This is a genomic window from Mesorhizobium sp. PL10, from assembly GCF_053714315.1.
Genome location: NZ_JBSKBR010000021.1, coordinates 23,158 through 37,594 on the forward strand (window position 1 = coordinate 23,158; position 14,437 = coordinate 37,594).

13 protein-coding genes and 1 pseudogene are annotated in these 14,437 nt (G+C 58.5%); 7 read left to right on the top strand and 7 right to left on the bottom strand.

Annotation, left to right across the window (positions count from 1 at the left end; all coding sequences use genetic code 11):
- Positions 1–18: 18 nt before the first annotated feature.
- Positions 19–1,149 carry an alanine racemase gene (locus tag ACWGTO_RS26240; RefSeq protein WP_454577699.1) on the bottom strand — a complete coding sequence of 377 codons (1,131 nt, stop codon included), beginning with the start codon at positions 1,147–1,149 and terminating at the stop codon, positions 19–21.
- 426 nt (positions 1,150–1,575) lie between these two features.
- Here ACWGTO_RS26240 and ACWGTO_RS26245 point away from each other — a divergent pair, with 426 nt between their 5' ends.
- The 7 genes and pseudogenes from ACWGTO_RS26245 to ACWGTO_RS26275 all read left to right on the top strand — a co-directional run.
- Entirely contained in the window at positions 1,576–2,628 is a 1,053-nt protein-coding gene (locus ACWGTO_RS26245; RefSeq protein WP_454577700.1) for an ABC transporter substrate-binding protein, read from the top strand.
- A gap of 132 nt (positions 2,629–2,760) precedes the next feature.
- Positions 2,761–3,873 carry an ABC transporter ATP-binding protein gene (locus ACWGTO_RS26250; protein ID WP_454577701.1) on the top strand — a complete coding sequence of 371 codons (1,113 nt, stop codon included), beginning with the start codon at positions 2,761–2,763 and terminating at the stop codon, positions 3,871–3,873.
- A 1-nt stretch (position 3,874) separates the two neighbouring features.
- Positions 3,875–4,777: an ABC transporter permease gene (locus ACWGTO_RS26255; protein ID WP_454577702.1), complete on the top strand. Its 903-nt coding sequence runs from the start codon at positions 3,875–3,877 to the stop codon at positions 4,775–4,777.
- Entirely contained in the window at positions 4,774–5,592 is an 819-nt protein-coding gene (locus ACWGTO_RS26260) for an ABC transporter permease (RefSeq protein ID WP_454577703.1), read from the top strand. The genes ACWGTO_RS26255 and ACWGTO_RS26260 overlap by 4 nt, the downstream gene beginning before the upstream one ends.
- Positions 5,593–5,652: 60 nt before the next feature.
- Positions 5,653–6,636, top strand: a complete 984-nt coding sequence (locus tag ACWGTO_RS26265; RefSeq protein WP_454577704.1) for an SIS domain-containing protein — start codon at positions 5,653–5,655, stop codon at positions 6,634–6,636.
- On the top strand, positions 6,618–7,544 hold the full coding sequence (locus ACWGTO_RS26270) for a PfkB family carbohydrate kinase (protein ID WP_454577705.1): 927 nt from the start codon (positions 6,618–6,620) through the stop codon (positions 7,542–7,544). The genes ACWGTO_RS26265 and ACWGTO_RS26270 overlap by 19 nt, the downstream gene beginning before the upstream one ends.
- Positions 7,545–7,723: 179 nt before the next feature.
- Positions 7,724–7,926, top strand: a pseudogene (locus tag ACWGTO_RS26275) (LacI family DNA-binding transcriptional regulator); the annotation flags it as partial.
- A 516-nt stretch (positions 7,927–8,442) separates the two neighbouring features.
- Here the strand turns inward: ACWGTO_RS26275 and ACWGTO_RS26280 are convergent.
- From ACWGTO_RS26280 to ACWGTO_RS26305, 6 genes are all read right to left on the bottom strand, one after another.
- A complete protein-coding gene (locus ACWGTO_RS26280; RefSeq protein ID WP_454577706.1) occupies positions 8,443–9,588 on the bottom strand; it encodes a porin in 1,146 nt (381 codons plus the stop codon).
- A gap of 376 nt (positions 9,589–9,964) precedes the next feature.
- The gene (locus ACWGTO_RS26285) at positions 9,965–10,663 is read right to left on the bottom strand and encodes an antitoxin Xre/MbcA/ParS-like domain-containing protein (RefSeq protein WP_454577707.1); all 699 of its coding nucleotides are present in this window, start codon (positions 10,661–10,663) and stop codon (positions 9,965–9,967) included.
- Positions 10,664–10,689: 26 nt separating this feature from the next.
- Positions 10,690–11,508: an inositol monophosphatase family protein gene (locus tag ACWGTO_RS26290; RefSeq protein WP_454577708.1), complete on the bottom strand. Its 819-nt coding sequence runs from the start codon at positions 11,506–11,508 to the stop codon at positions 10,690–10,692.
- A gap of 35 nt (positions 11,509–11,543) precedes the next feature.
- Complete coding sequence (locus tag ACWGTO_RS26295) at positions 11,544–12,410, bottom strand: glycerophosphodiester phosphodiesterase family protein (RefSeq protein WP_454577709.1); 867 nt, start codon at positions 12,408–12,410, stop codon at positions 11,544–11,546.
- A gap of 14 nt (positions 12,411–12,424) precedes the next feature.
- On the bottom strand, positions 12,425–13,516 hold the full coding sequence (locus ACWGTO_RS26300) for an ABC transporter ATP-binding protein (RefSeq protein WP_454577710.1): 1,092 nt from the start codon (positions 13,514–13,516) through the stop codon (positions 12,425–12,427).
- Between the two features lie 2 nt (positions 13,517–13,518).
- Positions 13,519–14,436 (bottom strand): ABC transporter permease subunit, encoded by a 918-nt coding sequence (locus ACWGTO_RS26305; protein WP_454577711.1) that lies wholly within the window; start codon positions 14,434–14,436, stop codon positions 13,519–13,521.
- Position 14,437: the final 1 nt, after the last annotated feature.

The following is a 14,437-nucleotide window of genomic DNA, read 5'->3' on the forward strand; positions in this document are numbered from 1 at the left end:
GTCCGTGAGGGGGCGTCGTTAGCTAAGGGCACCGCGCGATGAGACGGCTAGATCGGTTTCCGGTTTATCGCCGACAACGAGCCTATCGTAGAGGTTCACAACAGGACACGAGTGGTTGGGCAGGACGAGAAGCCGTGTACCTATGGGCAGGTCTGTATCCTCCCTCGGTACGAAGCCGTGCTCCTCTGAGAGACGGCTGATAGTCAAGCGGGTTCCTACATCCTGACCGTCCGCGAGCAGAACGCGGCCGTAACCTGCGAGCCCGCCACTCGAATGCGGACCTAGGTCGCTGGTAAGCGCCTTCGATCCGGCATCGACTATGTAGTGCTGAGAGCTTCGACTAACCACGGTTGTAACCACGCAAAGCGCGATTTCATCCTCCGTCGCCACCCCAAGACGCTCAGCAGTGAGATCGAACAGGGCGTAGTTGCCCGGTCGAATCTCGTCGATACCTGAAAAGTCGTCTGTCGCGAGTACGGTCGGCGTGGAACCAACGGTGATCCGCAGAGGGAGGTCTAGCGGGGCAAGCCTCTCCCGGGTTTCGAGCATCAGTAGCCGCTCTTGGCGAGAGATCTCGGCGAGCATGGAACGGCTTGTGGCACCGTATCCGTGTCCAGCATGAGAAATCAGCCCGGTTAGACGAAGCTTTGGGTTCCGCGCAACAACTTCTCCAAGACCTGTCAGTGCGGACGACATCGGAAGAACGCCGATACGGCCGAGGCCCACATCAATTTTGATGTGGACGTCGAATATCCGGCCAGCCCGTCGGGCAGCGTCGGCCAAGGCATCGACCCCTGCTCCGCTATCCAGGATGAAGGTAGTCGCGGTCCCATGCTGAGCCGCCAGCGCAGACAGACAACGCAGGCGTTCCGCGTCGATGATAGGAAAAGCGAGCAACAGCGACGGCGCCCCGGCTTGAATGAATGGAAGGGCCTCTGATGGTTTGGACGCAGTTACTCCGATGGCTCCCAAAGCTAGCTGTAGCCGCCCGATTTCGATCGACTTGTGGGTCTTGATATGCGGGCGCAACGCTACTCCATGCCGATCAGCGATCGCCTGCATTCGGGCGAGGTTCCGGCGCAGCCGATGCATGTCCAGGTAGGCAAAGGGCGTTGGCCTGTGCGGCGGTTCGCGTTGATCAATCAGCATAAATGCACCTCCGCCCGGAGCCTGCTTCGAAGCCAAACGCACTATTTCGCGTCGGGCGTTTTCCTAAAGTTGTTGGTATATACCAATCTACGGTCGTGACAATGGCCCTTTCAGTTCTCCCGGATATCGCGAGCTTTAGGATCAATGAACTGTCGGTGAGCAAGATTCCGAGGCGCTGACAAAATCACCGTTGACACATCATCACAGCGATCGTAGGTTGGTATATACCAAGATGGGGAACAGGTAGATCTGGATAAATGACGGCCTTCATATGCGAGGCGGGCTTTAGTAGGCTGCAACGCTTATACTTTGGCGGGACGGCTGCCTAGGTTCAACGCGCAGTGAGGGCTGCGGAGGGCCTCGGGCCGACGAATTCTTGGTACATACCAACCACTCGTGGAAGCAAACAAAAAAGGGAGTAGGACTATGAAGCTGGTAAGTGAGCATATCGCGGCGTTGATGATTTCGTGCGCCTTTCTGACATCGGGCGGAATGGCAATTGCGCAGGCCGCCGACGTTGTGATCGTTGCGAACGGCGGAGCAACCCAGGACGCTGAACGGAAAGCCGTCTGGGAGCCTGCGGCAAAGGCTCTGGGCTTTAAGTTCGATGAAGACACCTCGCAAAGCTGGACCGAGGGAAAGGCGCAGGTGGATTCCGGCGCCGTGACTTGGGATATTGTCTCGCTTAATATGGGCGAGGTCCCGCTGGCGGTGAAATCCGATATCCTCACCAAGCTGCCCGCCGACGTTGTCGATCGAAAAGACTTCGTTCCAGGCGCGGTCAACGACTACTGCGTCGGAAACACAGTGTTTTCGACGAACATCGCGTATAGCACCAAAAAGTACGGTGACGCAGGCCCCGCGAGTTTTGCGGACTTCTGGGACGTGAAGAAGTTTCCCGGCAAGAGGCTGATGTTCAAGAGCCCGCGCGGCAATATGGAAGCGGCTGCTCTCGCGCTCGGTCATCCACGGGCTGAGGTCTACAAGTTCCTGTCGACCGAAGAGGGTCGCAAGGCGGCCCTCGACAAAATCGGTGAACTCAAGGCCTACGCCGTCTGGTTCGATAGCGGCGCCCAGTCCACCCAGCTCATCAAGGACGGGGAGGTCGACATGGCATACGGATGGAACGGCCGCATCATCGGTGCCATCGACGCCGGAGCGCCGTTCAAGATCAACTACAAAGACGGTCTCCTGGATATCGACTGCTATGCCGTTCTCAAGGGCGCTCCGCATGTCGACAATGCGATCAAGTTCCTCTCGGAAATCTCGAAGGCCGAATACGTCAAGGATCTGCCCAAGTATATCGCCTACGGCAGCCCCAACCTCAAGGCAAACCCGAGCTACGACGAAAAGACTCTGGACCGTCTGACGACGTCACCGCAGAATGTCAAAGAACAGTACACGACCGATTTTGACTTCTGGGGTAAGTACGGCACGACGTTATCCGAAGCGTTCGACCACATGCTTGCGTCCAACTGACCGGCGCACGAAGCAGCAGCAGCCTCCTCCTCCCATGGCTGCGGCCCGAAGTGGCCGACGGATGGCGGACCAAGGATCCGTCGGCCACTTCTCATCTGCTCTTACAGCACGTCAGAATCTTGGAACGAGATTATGGAAGTAGAAGCAAGTAACGGTAACGCAGCGGCGAAATCTCTACCTATCACTATACGCTCTGTGAGCAAATCGTACGGCGCTGTCGTGGCTCTCAAGGATATCGACATTGATATCAAGAGCGGGGAGTTCATGACGCTGCTCGGCCCGTCGGGGTCGGGCAAGACGACGCTTCTGATGGTGCTGGCAGGATTTGTGCGGCCCGAGTCCGGCTCGGTGAAATTTGGCGACGAAGAAGTCATCGCCAAAGCCCCTCATGAGCGGGGCATCGGGATGATGTTCCAGAACTACGCTTTGTTTCCGCACATGAGTGTGTCGTCCAACATTGCCTATCCCCTGAAAATTCGGAAATGGTCCAAAGAGAGGATCGAGGCCGCGGTGGATGAAGTTCTCGCTACGGTGCAGCTCTCTGGCTACCAATCGCGCCGGATATCCCAACTGTCCGGCGGACAGAAGCAACGCGTGGCCCTGGCCCGAGCGATCGTCTTCAAGCCCCAGATCTTGCTTATGGACGAGCCACTTTCGGCGCTCGATAAAAATTTGCGCGAAACGATGCAGGTCGAGCTGCGCAGTATGCATGAACGATTGGGATTGACCACGGTTCTCGTCACCCATGACCAGCGAGAGGCCCTGACGATGTCTGACCGTGTCGCGGTCCTGCGCGACGGCAAGATCGCGCAGATAGATACCCCTGCAACCCTCTACAATGCCCCGAAAACCGCATTCATCGCCGACTTCATCGGCGAGTCCACGTTGCTCAGCGTCTCGATCCGAGATGGCGCGCCCTACTATCGCGAACAGTTGCTCGATGTCGCCGACAGCACGGCGGGGCAAACAACTGGCCTTCTGGTCGTTAGGCCGGAGAAACTAGAGGTTGGAAACGCCGACCAAAGGCGGCCGGACCGCAATTACTTTGACGGCTCGTTGGAGCGTGTCCTTTTCCAGGGCGAAAGCAGCCTGGCATTCGTCCGCCTCGCTGGGGGAGAGTTGATAACGGTTCGACGCCATCTCAACGAAGCAAGCAATTCGGACCTGCCTGCAGTCGGCAGTCCGATCGTTCTCAGCCTGCACAAGAGCGAGAGCCGGGTCGTAAGCGACGACAGGGGGCGTTGACATGTCTACGAGCATCACCCCTACGCAGTCGAGCGGCTTAAACCGTGAAGTGCTTCGAAAGGCCGACAGGCGGGAACGCCTCAGTCTTGAGGCCCTTCTCGTGCCAGGCATTGCTCTCCTCGCGTGCGCTATCCTCTTGCCGATTGGAGTCATGCTCTACCTTTCCTTTGTTGGAGAGGACGGCTCCTTCAGCCTCGAAAATTACGTGAGACTTTGGACGACTCCGGTCTATGGCGAGGTCTTTAACATCACCTTCCGGATCTCGCTTCTCACCACAATCATGGTGGCTGCGATTGGCTATCCGCTGGCGTTCATTTTAGCGCATCTGCCGGAGCGTCTGCAGAATTGGGCATTGCTCTTCGTCCTCTTGCCCTTCTGGACCCCGGTACTCGTCCGGACATACGCGTGGCTCGTTTTGCTGCAGGACCACGGCCTCATAAACAATGGCCTGATTGGGCTTGGGCTGATCAAGGAGCCGCTGGAGTTAAGTCACAACGTGACGGGTGCCATTATTGGCATGGTGCAGATTATGTTGCCCTTCCTGGTCCTGCCCCTTTTCTCCTCGATGAAAGCGATAGACCAAAATTTGATCGCCGCCGCCTCTAACCTCGGCGCCACACCCGCACGGGCCTTTCGCGACGTCTTCTTCCCGCTTTCGTTACCCGGGTTCCTCGCAGGCATCCTGATGGTGTTCGTTCTGTGCCTGGGCTTCTACGTCACCCCAGCGGTGCTGGGCGGTGGCAGGGTGATCATGGCTGCGATGCGCATCGATGCAACTGTACGCCTCTATACGAACTGGGGCGCTGCCAGTTCGCTCGGAATCGTGCTGCTAGTGATCACCATTCTACTGATCCTCGTGGCGACCTACGTCGGCAGAAGAGCCGGACAGGGGATGTTCCAATGAAATGGTTGCTTCAACCCGCGTCACTGACGCAGGTCACCCATCTGCAGCGCCTCTGGCTGTACATCATCACCATCTTCGCGATAGCGTTTCTTGTAGCGCCCACCTTGATTGTTATCCCGATGTCGTTCTCGGGATCGGAATTTCTGGAGTTCCCGCCCGAGCACTTCTCTCTTCGGTGGTACGAGAGCTACTTCACGTCGCCGGCGTGGATGCGCGCAACATTGATTTCGGTCACCGTTGCCATCCTCAGCATGTTATCCGCCACGATCATCGGAACGGCCGCTGCGTATGCCCTCTGGGTTGGCAGGATACGCTTCAAGACCGCGCTGTGGGGCTTGTTCGCTCTACCGATCGCTATCCCCGTCATCCTTCTTGCCGTTGGTTCTCTATTCGTCTTTGCGCGTCTCGGCCTCGTAAACACGACCCTCGGCCTGACTCTCATGCACGCTGCCATGGCGCTGCCGTTCGTCATGATTGTCATGACGTCGGGGTTCGCCTCCTACGACATGAACCAGGAGCAAGCGGCCCGCAGCCTTGGCGCGACCCGGTTATACGCTTTCGTTACCGTTACCCTGCCACAGATAAGATTCTCAATAGTATCGGCGATGTTGTTTTCCTTCTTCTCGTCTTTCGATGAAGTCGTGGTGGCAATGTTCATCTCGACAGGATCGGGTGCCACCCTGAATCGCAAGATGTTCAATTCACTACGGGATCAGGTCGATCCGACGATCGCCGCGATCTCCACCTGTCTCGTCACCGTTTCGATACTGCTGATCGTGATCGGTCAGCTTTCGAGATCCCGCGCGCCCAGATAGCGCGGTTTACATAGCGCAAATGCGCGCCTTTAACCTCGTCAAAACAAGTAAGGACTCGACATGACTGCCGAACAAACCGACACGCAAATTGCGAATGCGTTGAATGCCGTGGCGGCTCGGGAAAATGTCACTGACATCTTCTTCGTTGCCTGTGGCGGCTCCTATGCCCAAATGCTCCCCAACCAGTACATCGTGGAGCGCGAGGCAAAGGCCATCATCGGCAACGCCCTTAATGCGGCCGAGTTCAAGGCGCGGGCACCGAAACGCCTCGGCAAGAATTCGATCGTCATTACCCTTTCTCATTCGGGCACGACCCCCGAAACGGTCGAAGCCGTCGAAATCGCGCGCGCCGCGGGTGCGTTGACGATCTCGCTGACGCATGACCTTGGCAGCCCTCTCGATCAAGCTTCCGAATTTACCGTCTCCTATTTTTTCTCGCCCATGACCATGTCGCCGATACACCAGGCCGCAGTGTTGGCGAGACTGACTTTTGGCATTCTCAAAATTCGTGAAGGCAACACCAAGGTCGATGATCTCGACAAGGGCCTGGCGGCGCTGCCTGCTTTAGTGGACAACCTCGTCTCGCAGCATCTTGGAAAGGTCGCTGAATTTGCAGAGGCCCACAAACGTGAGGCTGTCATTTATACGATGGCCTCGGGAGCGAATTACGGCCCGGCCTACTCTTTCGCCATTTGCCTTTTGCAAGAAATGCAGTGGGTTCACTCAGCAGCGATTCACGCCGGCGAATACTTCCACGGGCCGTTCGAGATCACAGACTTCGACGTGCCATTCATCCAGCTTCTTGGCGTGGGACCATCCCGTCCGATGGATGAGCGCGCGCTTACCTTCGTGCAGAAATACAGTAAGCGCGTGACTGTTTTGGACGCGGAGGATCTCGGGGTTAGCTCGCTGCCTGGAACAGTGTCTGAGTACCTTGCACCTCTGGTTTTCTCGCCCGTCCTGCGGGTTTACGCGGACAAGCTGTCAGAAGCCAAGGGCCATCCGCTGACTGTTCGTCGCTTCATGTGGAAGATGGAATACTAGGAACAAAGGGAGGCGGAACCCACCGCGGTTCCGCCTTTTTCTTTCTCTTCGTCATAGGCATCAAAATGACTTCGAACTCTTACCGCGAACGCGGCTTGGTCGGCATCGGCGACAATGTCGTGGACCACTATCTCGACCAGGGCGTCTACTATCCGGGTGGAAATGCGCTCAACGTGGCCGTTCTCGCTCGAAGGTTCGGACTGGCAAATACGGTCTATCTCGGAATTCTGGCGGACGACGAGGAAGGCAGGCACATTCAATCCTGCCTGGCCGCCGAGGGCCTCTCCGACGATTATATGCGTTACGTTCGGGGCGAAACGGGCAAAGCCAAAGTCACTCTCGTGGACGGCGATCGTATGTTCGTCGGATCCAACCACGGTGGCGTGCGAAAACGTCTCGCGCTGCGGATGGATGAACCCGATCTGTCCCTGATTAAGCGGCTCGGAAACGTCCACTCGTCGCGCTTCAGCTACTTTGAGCCAGAGTTGCCCCGGATACGCCCGCACGCCGAGAACGTTTCCTTCGATTTTTCGACCGGTCGCGAGAGAGACTACCTAGCCTCGATCTGTCCGCTCGTGACGACGGCCTTCTTTTCGGGTGCTGACATGAATGACCTAGAGACAGAGGCGTTCATCCGAGACGTGCATTCCCTCGGCGCACGGATGGTCTGCGTTACCCAAGGCGTACGCGGCGCTGTCTTCAGCGACGGCACATCCACTTTCCGCCAAGGGATCGTGCAAGCCAATGTGGTCGACACAATGGGGGCAGGCGACGCGTTCACAGCGGGCTTCCTTTCCGCCACAATCCAGGGAGCTGCCATTGAGGCATCTCTCCTGCATGGAGCGAAGTCAGCGGCCGCTGCTTGCGAGTGGGAAGGGGCGTTTGGCTATCCACACCCAGCAAAATAGTGTCCGCGTTTCCGCTGGTTGCTGCCTGCATAGCGCAGGCTGCACGCAGCCCGTTCTGCTCAAGCGAACGGTCAAGCATTCTCGACCATCGCCATCATCTATCACCCTGTGGGCATTCTCAACTACGCACTCGCCGACCCGCTCGAGGAACCGCACCGGTACAAGGTGGTGGTCGTCTGATGAAAAGAACCGCGCCCAAGGCCCAGTCGATAACAGTCAGCGACGTCGCCCGCGTGGCAAAAGTGTCGAAAGCGACAGCCTCTCGTGTACTCGGTGGATACGGCGTCGTCAGCGATACGATCCGCGCGGACGTCATGGCCGCGGCCAAGGCACTGGACTACCGTCCGAACGAACTGGCTCGCGCATGACGACCGGCCGGTCCAAGCATCATCGAGGTACGCAGTTTCCCGCGCCAAGCGGCGCGCCGCGTAGCGTCGCCAGACTGGGTGACAAAGCTGCCGCCCAAGGACTTTACAAGTCCGAACAGCGCCGCGGAAGGTGAAGCCGAACTGAGTGCCTCCTTAGTGGCGCGTTGAATGTTGTGCTGCAGCCGACTTGCTCCCGCCGACCAGTTGCCTGAAACACGTCCAGCAAATCGGGCACGGGATTACGCCAGCCCACGTGGCCAGGTTCCAGATCCGGTGCTCCTCCTCTTGCATCGCCAATCGGGCGGAATCACATATCGGGTATGGCTAGGATGAAGGGCGCCTTGCTCAAGGGCGCCCTTCGCATCGGCGGCACGCTTCGATCCGGGGAGTACGGACCTTGGCATTCTGGGAGGCGCCGCCGATGAACATTGTTTGGTATTCCGCTTCGCCAACGCTGGCTGGATCAGCGAAACCTGGTGTCCGCAACCGCAATGCTGCAGACAGCGACTTCATGTGTCCGATCTGCTAGTCTAGAACGACCGCTGGAAACGAAGAACACCGCCGATGCTGCTCTTCTTATCGGCGCCGGTCCAGTTGCTGAAATCCGCCGCACCGTACTTGCCTGCGTTGAGGTAGTCGACTTCGGCCGTGATCGTGAAGCCGGGTACAACGGTGTAGGCGACGTTCGCCGCGATAGCGAGATTCTTCCCCTGGTCATAGGAAATCTGGGTATTGAAGGCGGTTTTGTCGTTGAACTTGTAGGTGCCGCCGCCCCAGATCGCCCAATGACCGTACCACTGCTTGTAGAAGCCGCGACCGCCATTGCCGAGGTAGCTCGACAGGTTGTTGTCCGTACCATAGCCGCCCATCACCCAGAGCGACAGTTGGCTGGTAGCAATTACGTCCAAGCGAACCTTGCCGGCAACTTCTTCGTAGTTGCTGTCGTAGGAAACGACACCGGTGATCGCACCCCAGTCCTGCTTGTATTTCACGCCGCCGACGACGTGCGGGACATAGCTGTCGATCGTGAATGCCTTGGAGCCTTCTTCGAGGGAGACCACGGCCGTAAAGCCATTGCCGGCGTCGAAGTAGTACTGGATGACGTTGGTGTCGAAGGAACCGAAGGGAACCAGGGTGTCGGCGATGACGCTACCGGCATAACCGATGAACGTATTGAAGGCCGATTCGTCCTTGCCGACGCGCAACCCGCCGAGCTGAATCCAGGCGAAGTTCAGCGAGACCGGCTTGTTGTAGGCGCCGACCCCGCCATTGGAGTCGGGACCGAGACCACTTTTGGCAGTGTTACCGAAATTGAAGCGGGTCTCCGTGTAAGTCTTCAACGTGCCGAGTTCGGTTTCTTGGGCGGTCCAGGTCTTCAGGTTGAAGCGGGCGTTCTTGGCCCAAGTATCGTTGATGCCACCGTCCTCGCGGTCGAGCGCTCGGGCGCCGTCGAAGCTGCCAAGGTCGCCGCCACGAATGTCGTAGCGGATATAGCCGCCAATGCGCAGGCAGGTTTCAGTGCCAGGGATGTAGAAGTAGCCGGCGCCATAGACGTCGCAGATCTTGACGTATTCGGCCGGTTCGGGCTCGGCGACGACAACCGCGTCAGCGGCGCGCGCGCCGGTGACCGCGGCCAAAGCCGCAGCGGAGCCGAGAAGAAGGCTCTTGATGTTCATTTTGATCTCCACTCCAAAGATTAAAAAAGGGGCCAGGGTATTTCTGCTGAAGACAGCGCCCCTCCCCATTCCCCACGATCGAGAAAACCATGCGCATCGCGCTGCTCCCTCGCAGTTTGACGCTACCGGTCGTCGTGATTTATTCAAGATGTATAGCGCGCAATGCGACGATATACGTAATAACAGTGGCAGTTATGTCACGAAATTCGAAGTATATACTGGACTAATAGTACAGACCATACAAATAGAACAATCTGCACAATTGGACATATGCCGCGAGATACACCATTCAAGTGGCGCGCGCGTCTACACGGGTAGGCTCAGTGGCCAGCCTATTGCCGGTGCATTGATTTGCAGCTGGTTTCGTCAGCTGGCGTTATGTCGAGGTAAAATCTCGCGCAGCCAAAACGACTTCTTCAGCCAAGTCTTGTCTGAGCATTTCTATGGGAATGCGACCATCGAGAAGAGGCGAAGGGCGGATCAGCCAAAGCCACGCCAGTCTGGGATTGGCAATGAAGGAGAGCACTTGCCGTATCCCTGGTGCGGGCCTGCCGTCGACAAATTGAGCCAACGGAAATACGTGCTTGCGGGCGCCTTTGCGCAATGCGATCACGTCGTTGTGCCGCTGCCACCAATGCAATGTCGATCGCGGTATGCCGAAGTGTTCTTCCAGATATGTTGGCCCTGCAACCTGACCCGCCCAGTCTTCAATGCGCGTGGAATTGCGTTGCTGATCTCGCGCCTTTGAGTCTGCGCACTGATGTGCGCCCTCGGTTCGCGTCGTGAGAGGAGCCATCTCACGGACGCTTTCATCGAAACGCCGCGCCGCTTCGGTCGCCAGCCGGTGAACAAATTCAGACGCCAGGGCGCTCAAATCGTCATGGATAGCTTGGTGGCAATTTGGCGACAGCAGATCGGCAGTAGCGATTTTGCCATCCCCCATGCGCGATGAGATTGAATTGTGTTCCCTCATAACCTCATCGTGCCGAGCCAGGACGCGTTGGACCTCTTGTGCAACCAAGCTTGAGAGCTCGTCTTGGCGAGGTCCATTTCCAATATCAAATGATCCGATCATCTGTGGCTCCCCGTGCCAAAAAAGCGTTAGACCGCAAAAACCTCACGCATCAAAACATCCCAGCTATCGAGGTCGGTTGCTCCAAGTAGGGCACCCGTGCGCTTGGTCATGTCGTAGGGCGATCCGTCGAAGCAGGCGATGTGGCCCCCGGCTTCGGTTGCAATGAGCGCGCCGGCGAGGTGATCCCAGGGGGTCAGCCTGTCGAGCATCATAAAATGCGCATGGCCGCCGGAAAATCCGCGATACATATGCGCGGCGCAGCGATGGCTGGCGAACATGCGCGGCTTGGCGAGATTGGCCAGAACCCTGGGTTTGATTTCGGCAGGCAGATAGTCGGTGGAAACATAGCCAGTCATCTGTGGGAGTGGGACGGGAGCGGCAACATCCAGCCGGTGCTTGTCGCCCGGCGGTCGCACGAGGAAGGCACCGCTCCCTTTTTCCGCCAGCACCCAGTCGTCACCCATCGGATCGTATATAACGCCAGCGACGGTCTCACCGCGCCGTATGATCGCGGCCATCACACCGAAGAGCGGCATACCGGCGACGAAATTGGCCGTTCCATCGATGGGATCGACCACCACGGCCAGTTCGGCATCAAGCGCCATGTCCAGCAAGGCGGGATCAGCGGCCGCCGATTCCTCGCCGAGGAACAGCGCCTCGGGCATTTTTTCCGCCAGCGCGCGCTTCAAGAACCGCTCCGCGGCCTCATCACCCTCGGTTACCAAGTCTGTCGCCTCGGTCTTCGTGCGGATATCGCCCTCGCCGAGCCGGCCGAACCGAGGCAGGATTTCGGCTTTCGCTGCCGCCCGCAGGACGTCTCCGAGTTTGTGAATGTCGAATGTCATCGGTCATTCGTCTTTCAAAATCAAAACACGCAGCTTCATAGGGCCAAGGCCTTCTTGCTCTTCGCGTGGTCGGCGATGAAGGCCTTCAGAACCTCTGCGTGATCAGTCTGGATGGCGGAGATACCCGCGTCGATCAGGCGGCCCCAGATCGCTTCCGGATCCTTGAGCGCCGCCGTGTCGGTGAAACCGGCGCAGGAAACCGGATCGAGCGTGTTGTACCAGAGGGCGATGCCGGCATCGCGGCATCTATCCTTGAGTGCGGCTACTTGGTCCAGCCGATCGAAGTAGATTTCGCACAGGGCAGGGGAAAGCTTGAACAACAGGTCGAGGTGACTGTCGGCGTCCGGATGGTCGAGGTGGGTCTTGGCCATGAAGAGAACACCGTGCGGTTCCACCGCCTCACGGATCCAGGCAAGGTCTGCTTGCGTCTTCAGGTCGCCCCAATAATCGACTTGGCTGTCGACGCCCATCGAGCGGGCGAGGGCCATGACCTCCGGCAGCATCTGCCTGTGCTTGATGTCGAGGTGAATGAAAATGCGGCCCCGCGTGAGATCGAACACCTCCTGCAGGCTTGGCAGTTTTTCGCTCGTCAAGAGATTGGACGCGCCGCCGTCACGATTGCGCAGATTCAGGCTGCGCAATTCCTGCAGTCTCAGCGCCTCAGGCCTCTGATCGACGCCCGCCATTCGTTCGAGCGTGTCATCGTGCAAGAGGAAAAACTCGCCGTCGGCACTGCGCCGCACGTCGATCTCGACCACTTCGCAACCGACTGCGATGGCCTTCCAAATTGCCAGCAGACTGTTCTCCGGGGCCTCATGCCAAACACCGCGGTGGGCGATGATGGCACAGGCCCGATCTGGGTTGGCGATATGGTCGGCATAGGAACGCGTAGGCAAATCCATGAACTCGTGCTCTTTCAGTTGTTGAAGGCGTTGGGGATCGCCCGGCCGGTATCCGATGCGAACAGGTGGAGGCGGTCGCGCGGCAGGGCGATACGGACCGCGTCGGTTGTCTCGAACGGTCCGCCTTGGGACGTTGCAATGCGGAGCATAGTCTGCGGCGCGAGTTCCGCTGTCAGGACCCGGTGCGAGCCAACGTCCTCGGTCCGTCTCACGGGGAGATAGAAGACCTGCTCTTTCTCCGACGGCTCCTCGTCGACCAGCAAGATGTTCTCCGGCCGCACGCCCAGGAGGGCAGAACCAGAAAAAGCGCATCGCACCAGTTCCTGGCCGTTCGACAGCCTTAGGCTGCCGCCGTTTCCGTCGACTGGAATCAGGTTCATCGGGGGCGCGCCTATGAAGCTGGCGACAAACACCGAGGCCGGCCTGCGATAGACTTCCTGTGGCGTGTCGAACTGCTCGATGCGTCCGCGGTTCATAACCATGATCCGGTCAGCCAAAGTCAGCGCTTCGACCTGGTCATGCGTGACGAACACGCTGGTGGCGCCTATGCGCTTGTGCAGGTCCGCCAGTTCGATCCGCATATCGTGCCGCAACTGCGCGTCGAGGTTGGACAGCGGCTCGTCGAAAAGAAGGACTTTGGGCTCGCGCACAATCGCCCGGCCGATCGCGACGCGCTGCCGCTGCCCGCCCGACAGATGCCCCGGACGCTTCGCTAGTTGATCAGAGAGGCCGAGCATTGCAGCGACATCCGCGATGCGCCGCTGCCGTTCGACCTTGCCGACACCGGCAATCCTCAGACTGTAGCCGATATTGTCGGCGACGTTCATATGCGGATAGAGAGCGTAGTTCTGAAACACCATGGCGCAGCCGCGAAACCTTGGTTCCAGATCCTGCACCGGGCGGTCGCCAAACAGGATACTGCCGCCAGTGACCCGCTCAAGACCGGCGATCATCATCAGAAGCGTCGACTTCCCGCAGCCGGAGGGGCCGAGGATCACGGTGAATTCACCCGATCTCAACTCTGCCGTAAGCGGCGGGATCACCTCCTGGCGACCGTAGGATTTGGCGAGGTCCAAAAGGCTGATACTGGCTGCAGAAGAAGACATGATTATTTCTCTGATAGGATGAGGCCGCGGACCATGTAGCGCTGCAGGAGCGCAATCACCGTGAGAGGGATGGCTGCGACAAGCGCGGCCCCGGCCATGATCATCGGGAAGTTCGGAATGAAGCTGTCGTCGTCCGGCACCAGATGGGCGAGGCCTACAACCGCCGTCTGCATATCGGCCTTGGAACTGGCGACAAGCGGCCACAGATACTGTGTCCAGCCGGAGAGAAACTCGAGCACGAACAGGCTGGCAAACGGGGTCAGCGAGAGCGGCAGCAGAATATCGATCATGAATCGAAGTGGTACCGCGCCGTCCATCTTTGCCGCCTTGACCAGGTCGGCCGGCAGCGTGCGGAAAAACTGGCGGAACAGGAACACGCCGGTTCCTTGCGCGATCAGCGGGGCGGCAAGACCGAAATAGGTATTGAGCACACTGAGCTGAAAATGGATCGGCGCGCCCCAGGCCCTGGCAACAAGCCCGTTGAGGCCGGTGATGTCGAGCAGGGTGTTGACCGGTGACAGGATGTTCGACGCAACGCCATAGGTCGTGATGACGCGCACTTCAATCGGCAGCATGATCGTCAACAATATCAGGGCGAAAATGAGCGAGCGTTGGCGTATTTCGAAGAAGACGAGCACAAAGGCTGCCGCAAAGGAGAGGATGCATTTGCCGGTCGCGACCGACAGGGCCACCACAACGCTGTTCCACAATTGCCTGGGAATGGCCGTCTCAGTCAGCACCGAGCGAAAATTCTCAACGAGCTGATCGCCCGGCAGATAGGCCAGGCCATGGCTCAGAACATACTCGTATGACTGCGTGGCTGTTATCAGCATGAGCACAAGCGGACCGACGATATACAGCATCCCGAGAGCGAGAATGACGGTCGCGGCGATGTTCAGGGAGCGTGCGTTTTCGACCATG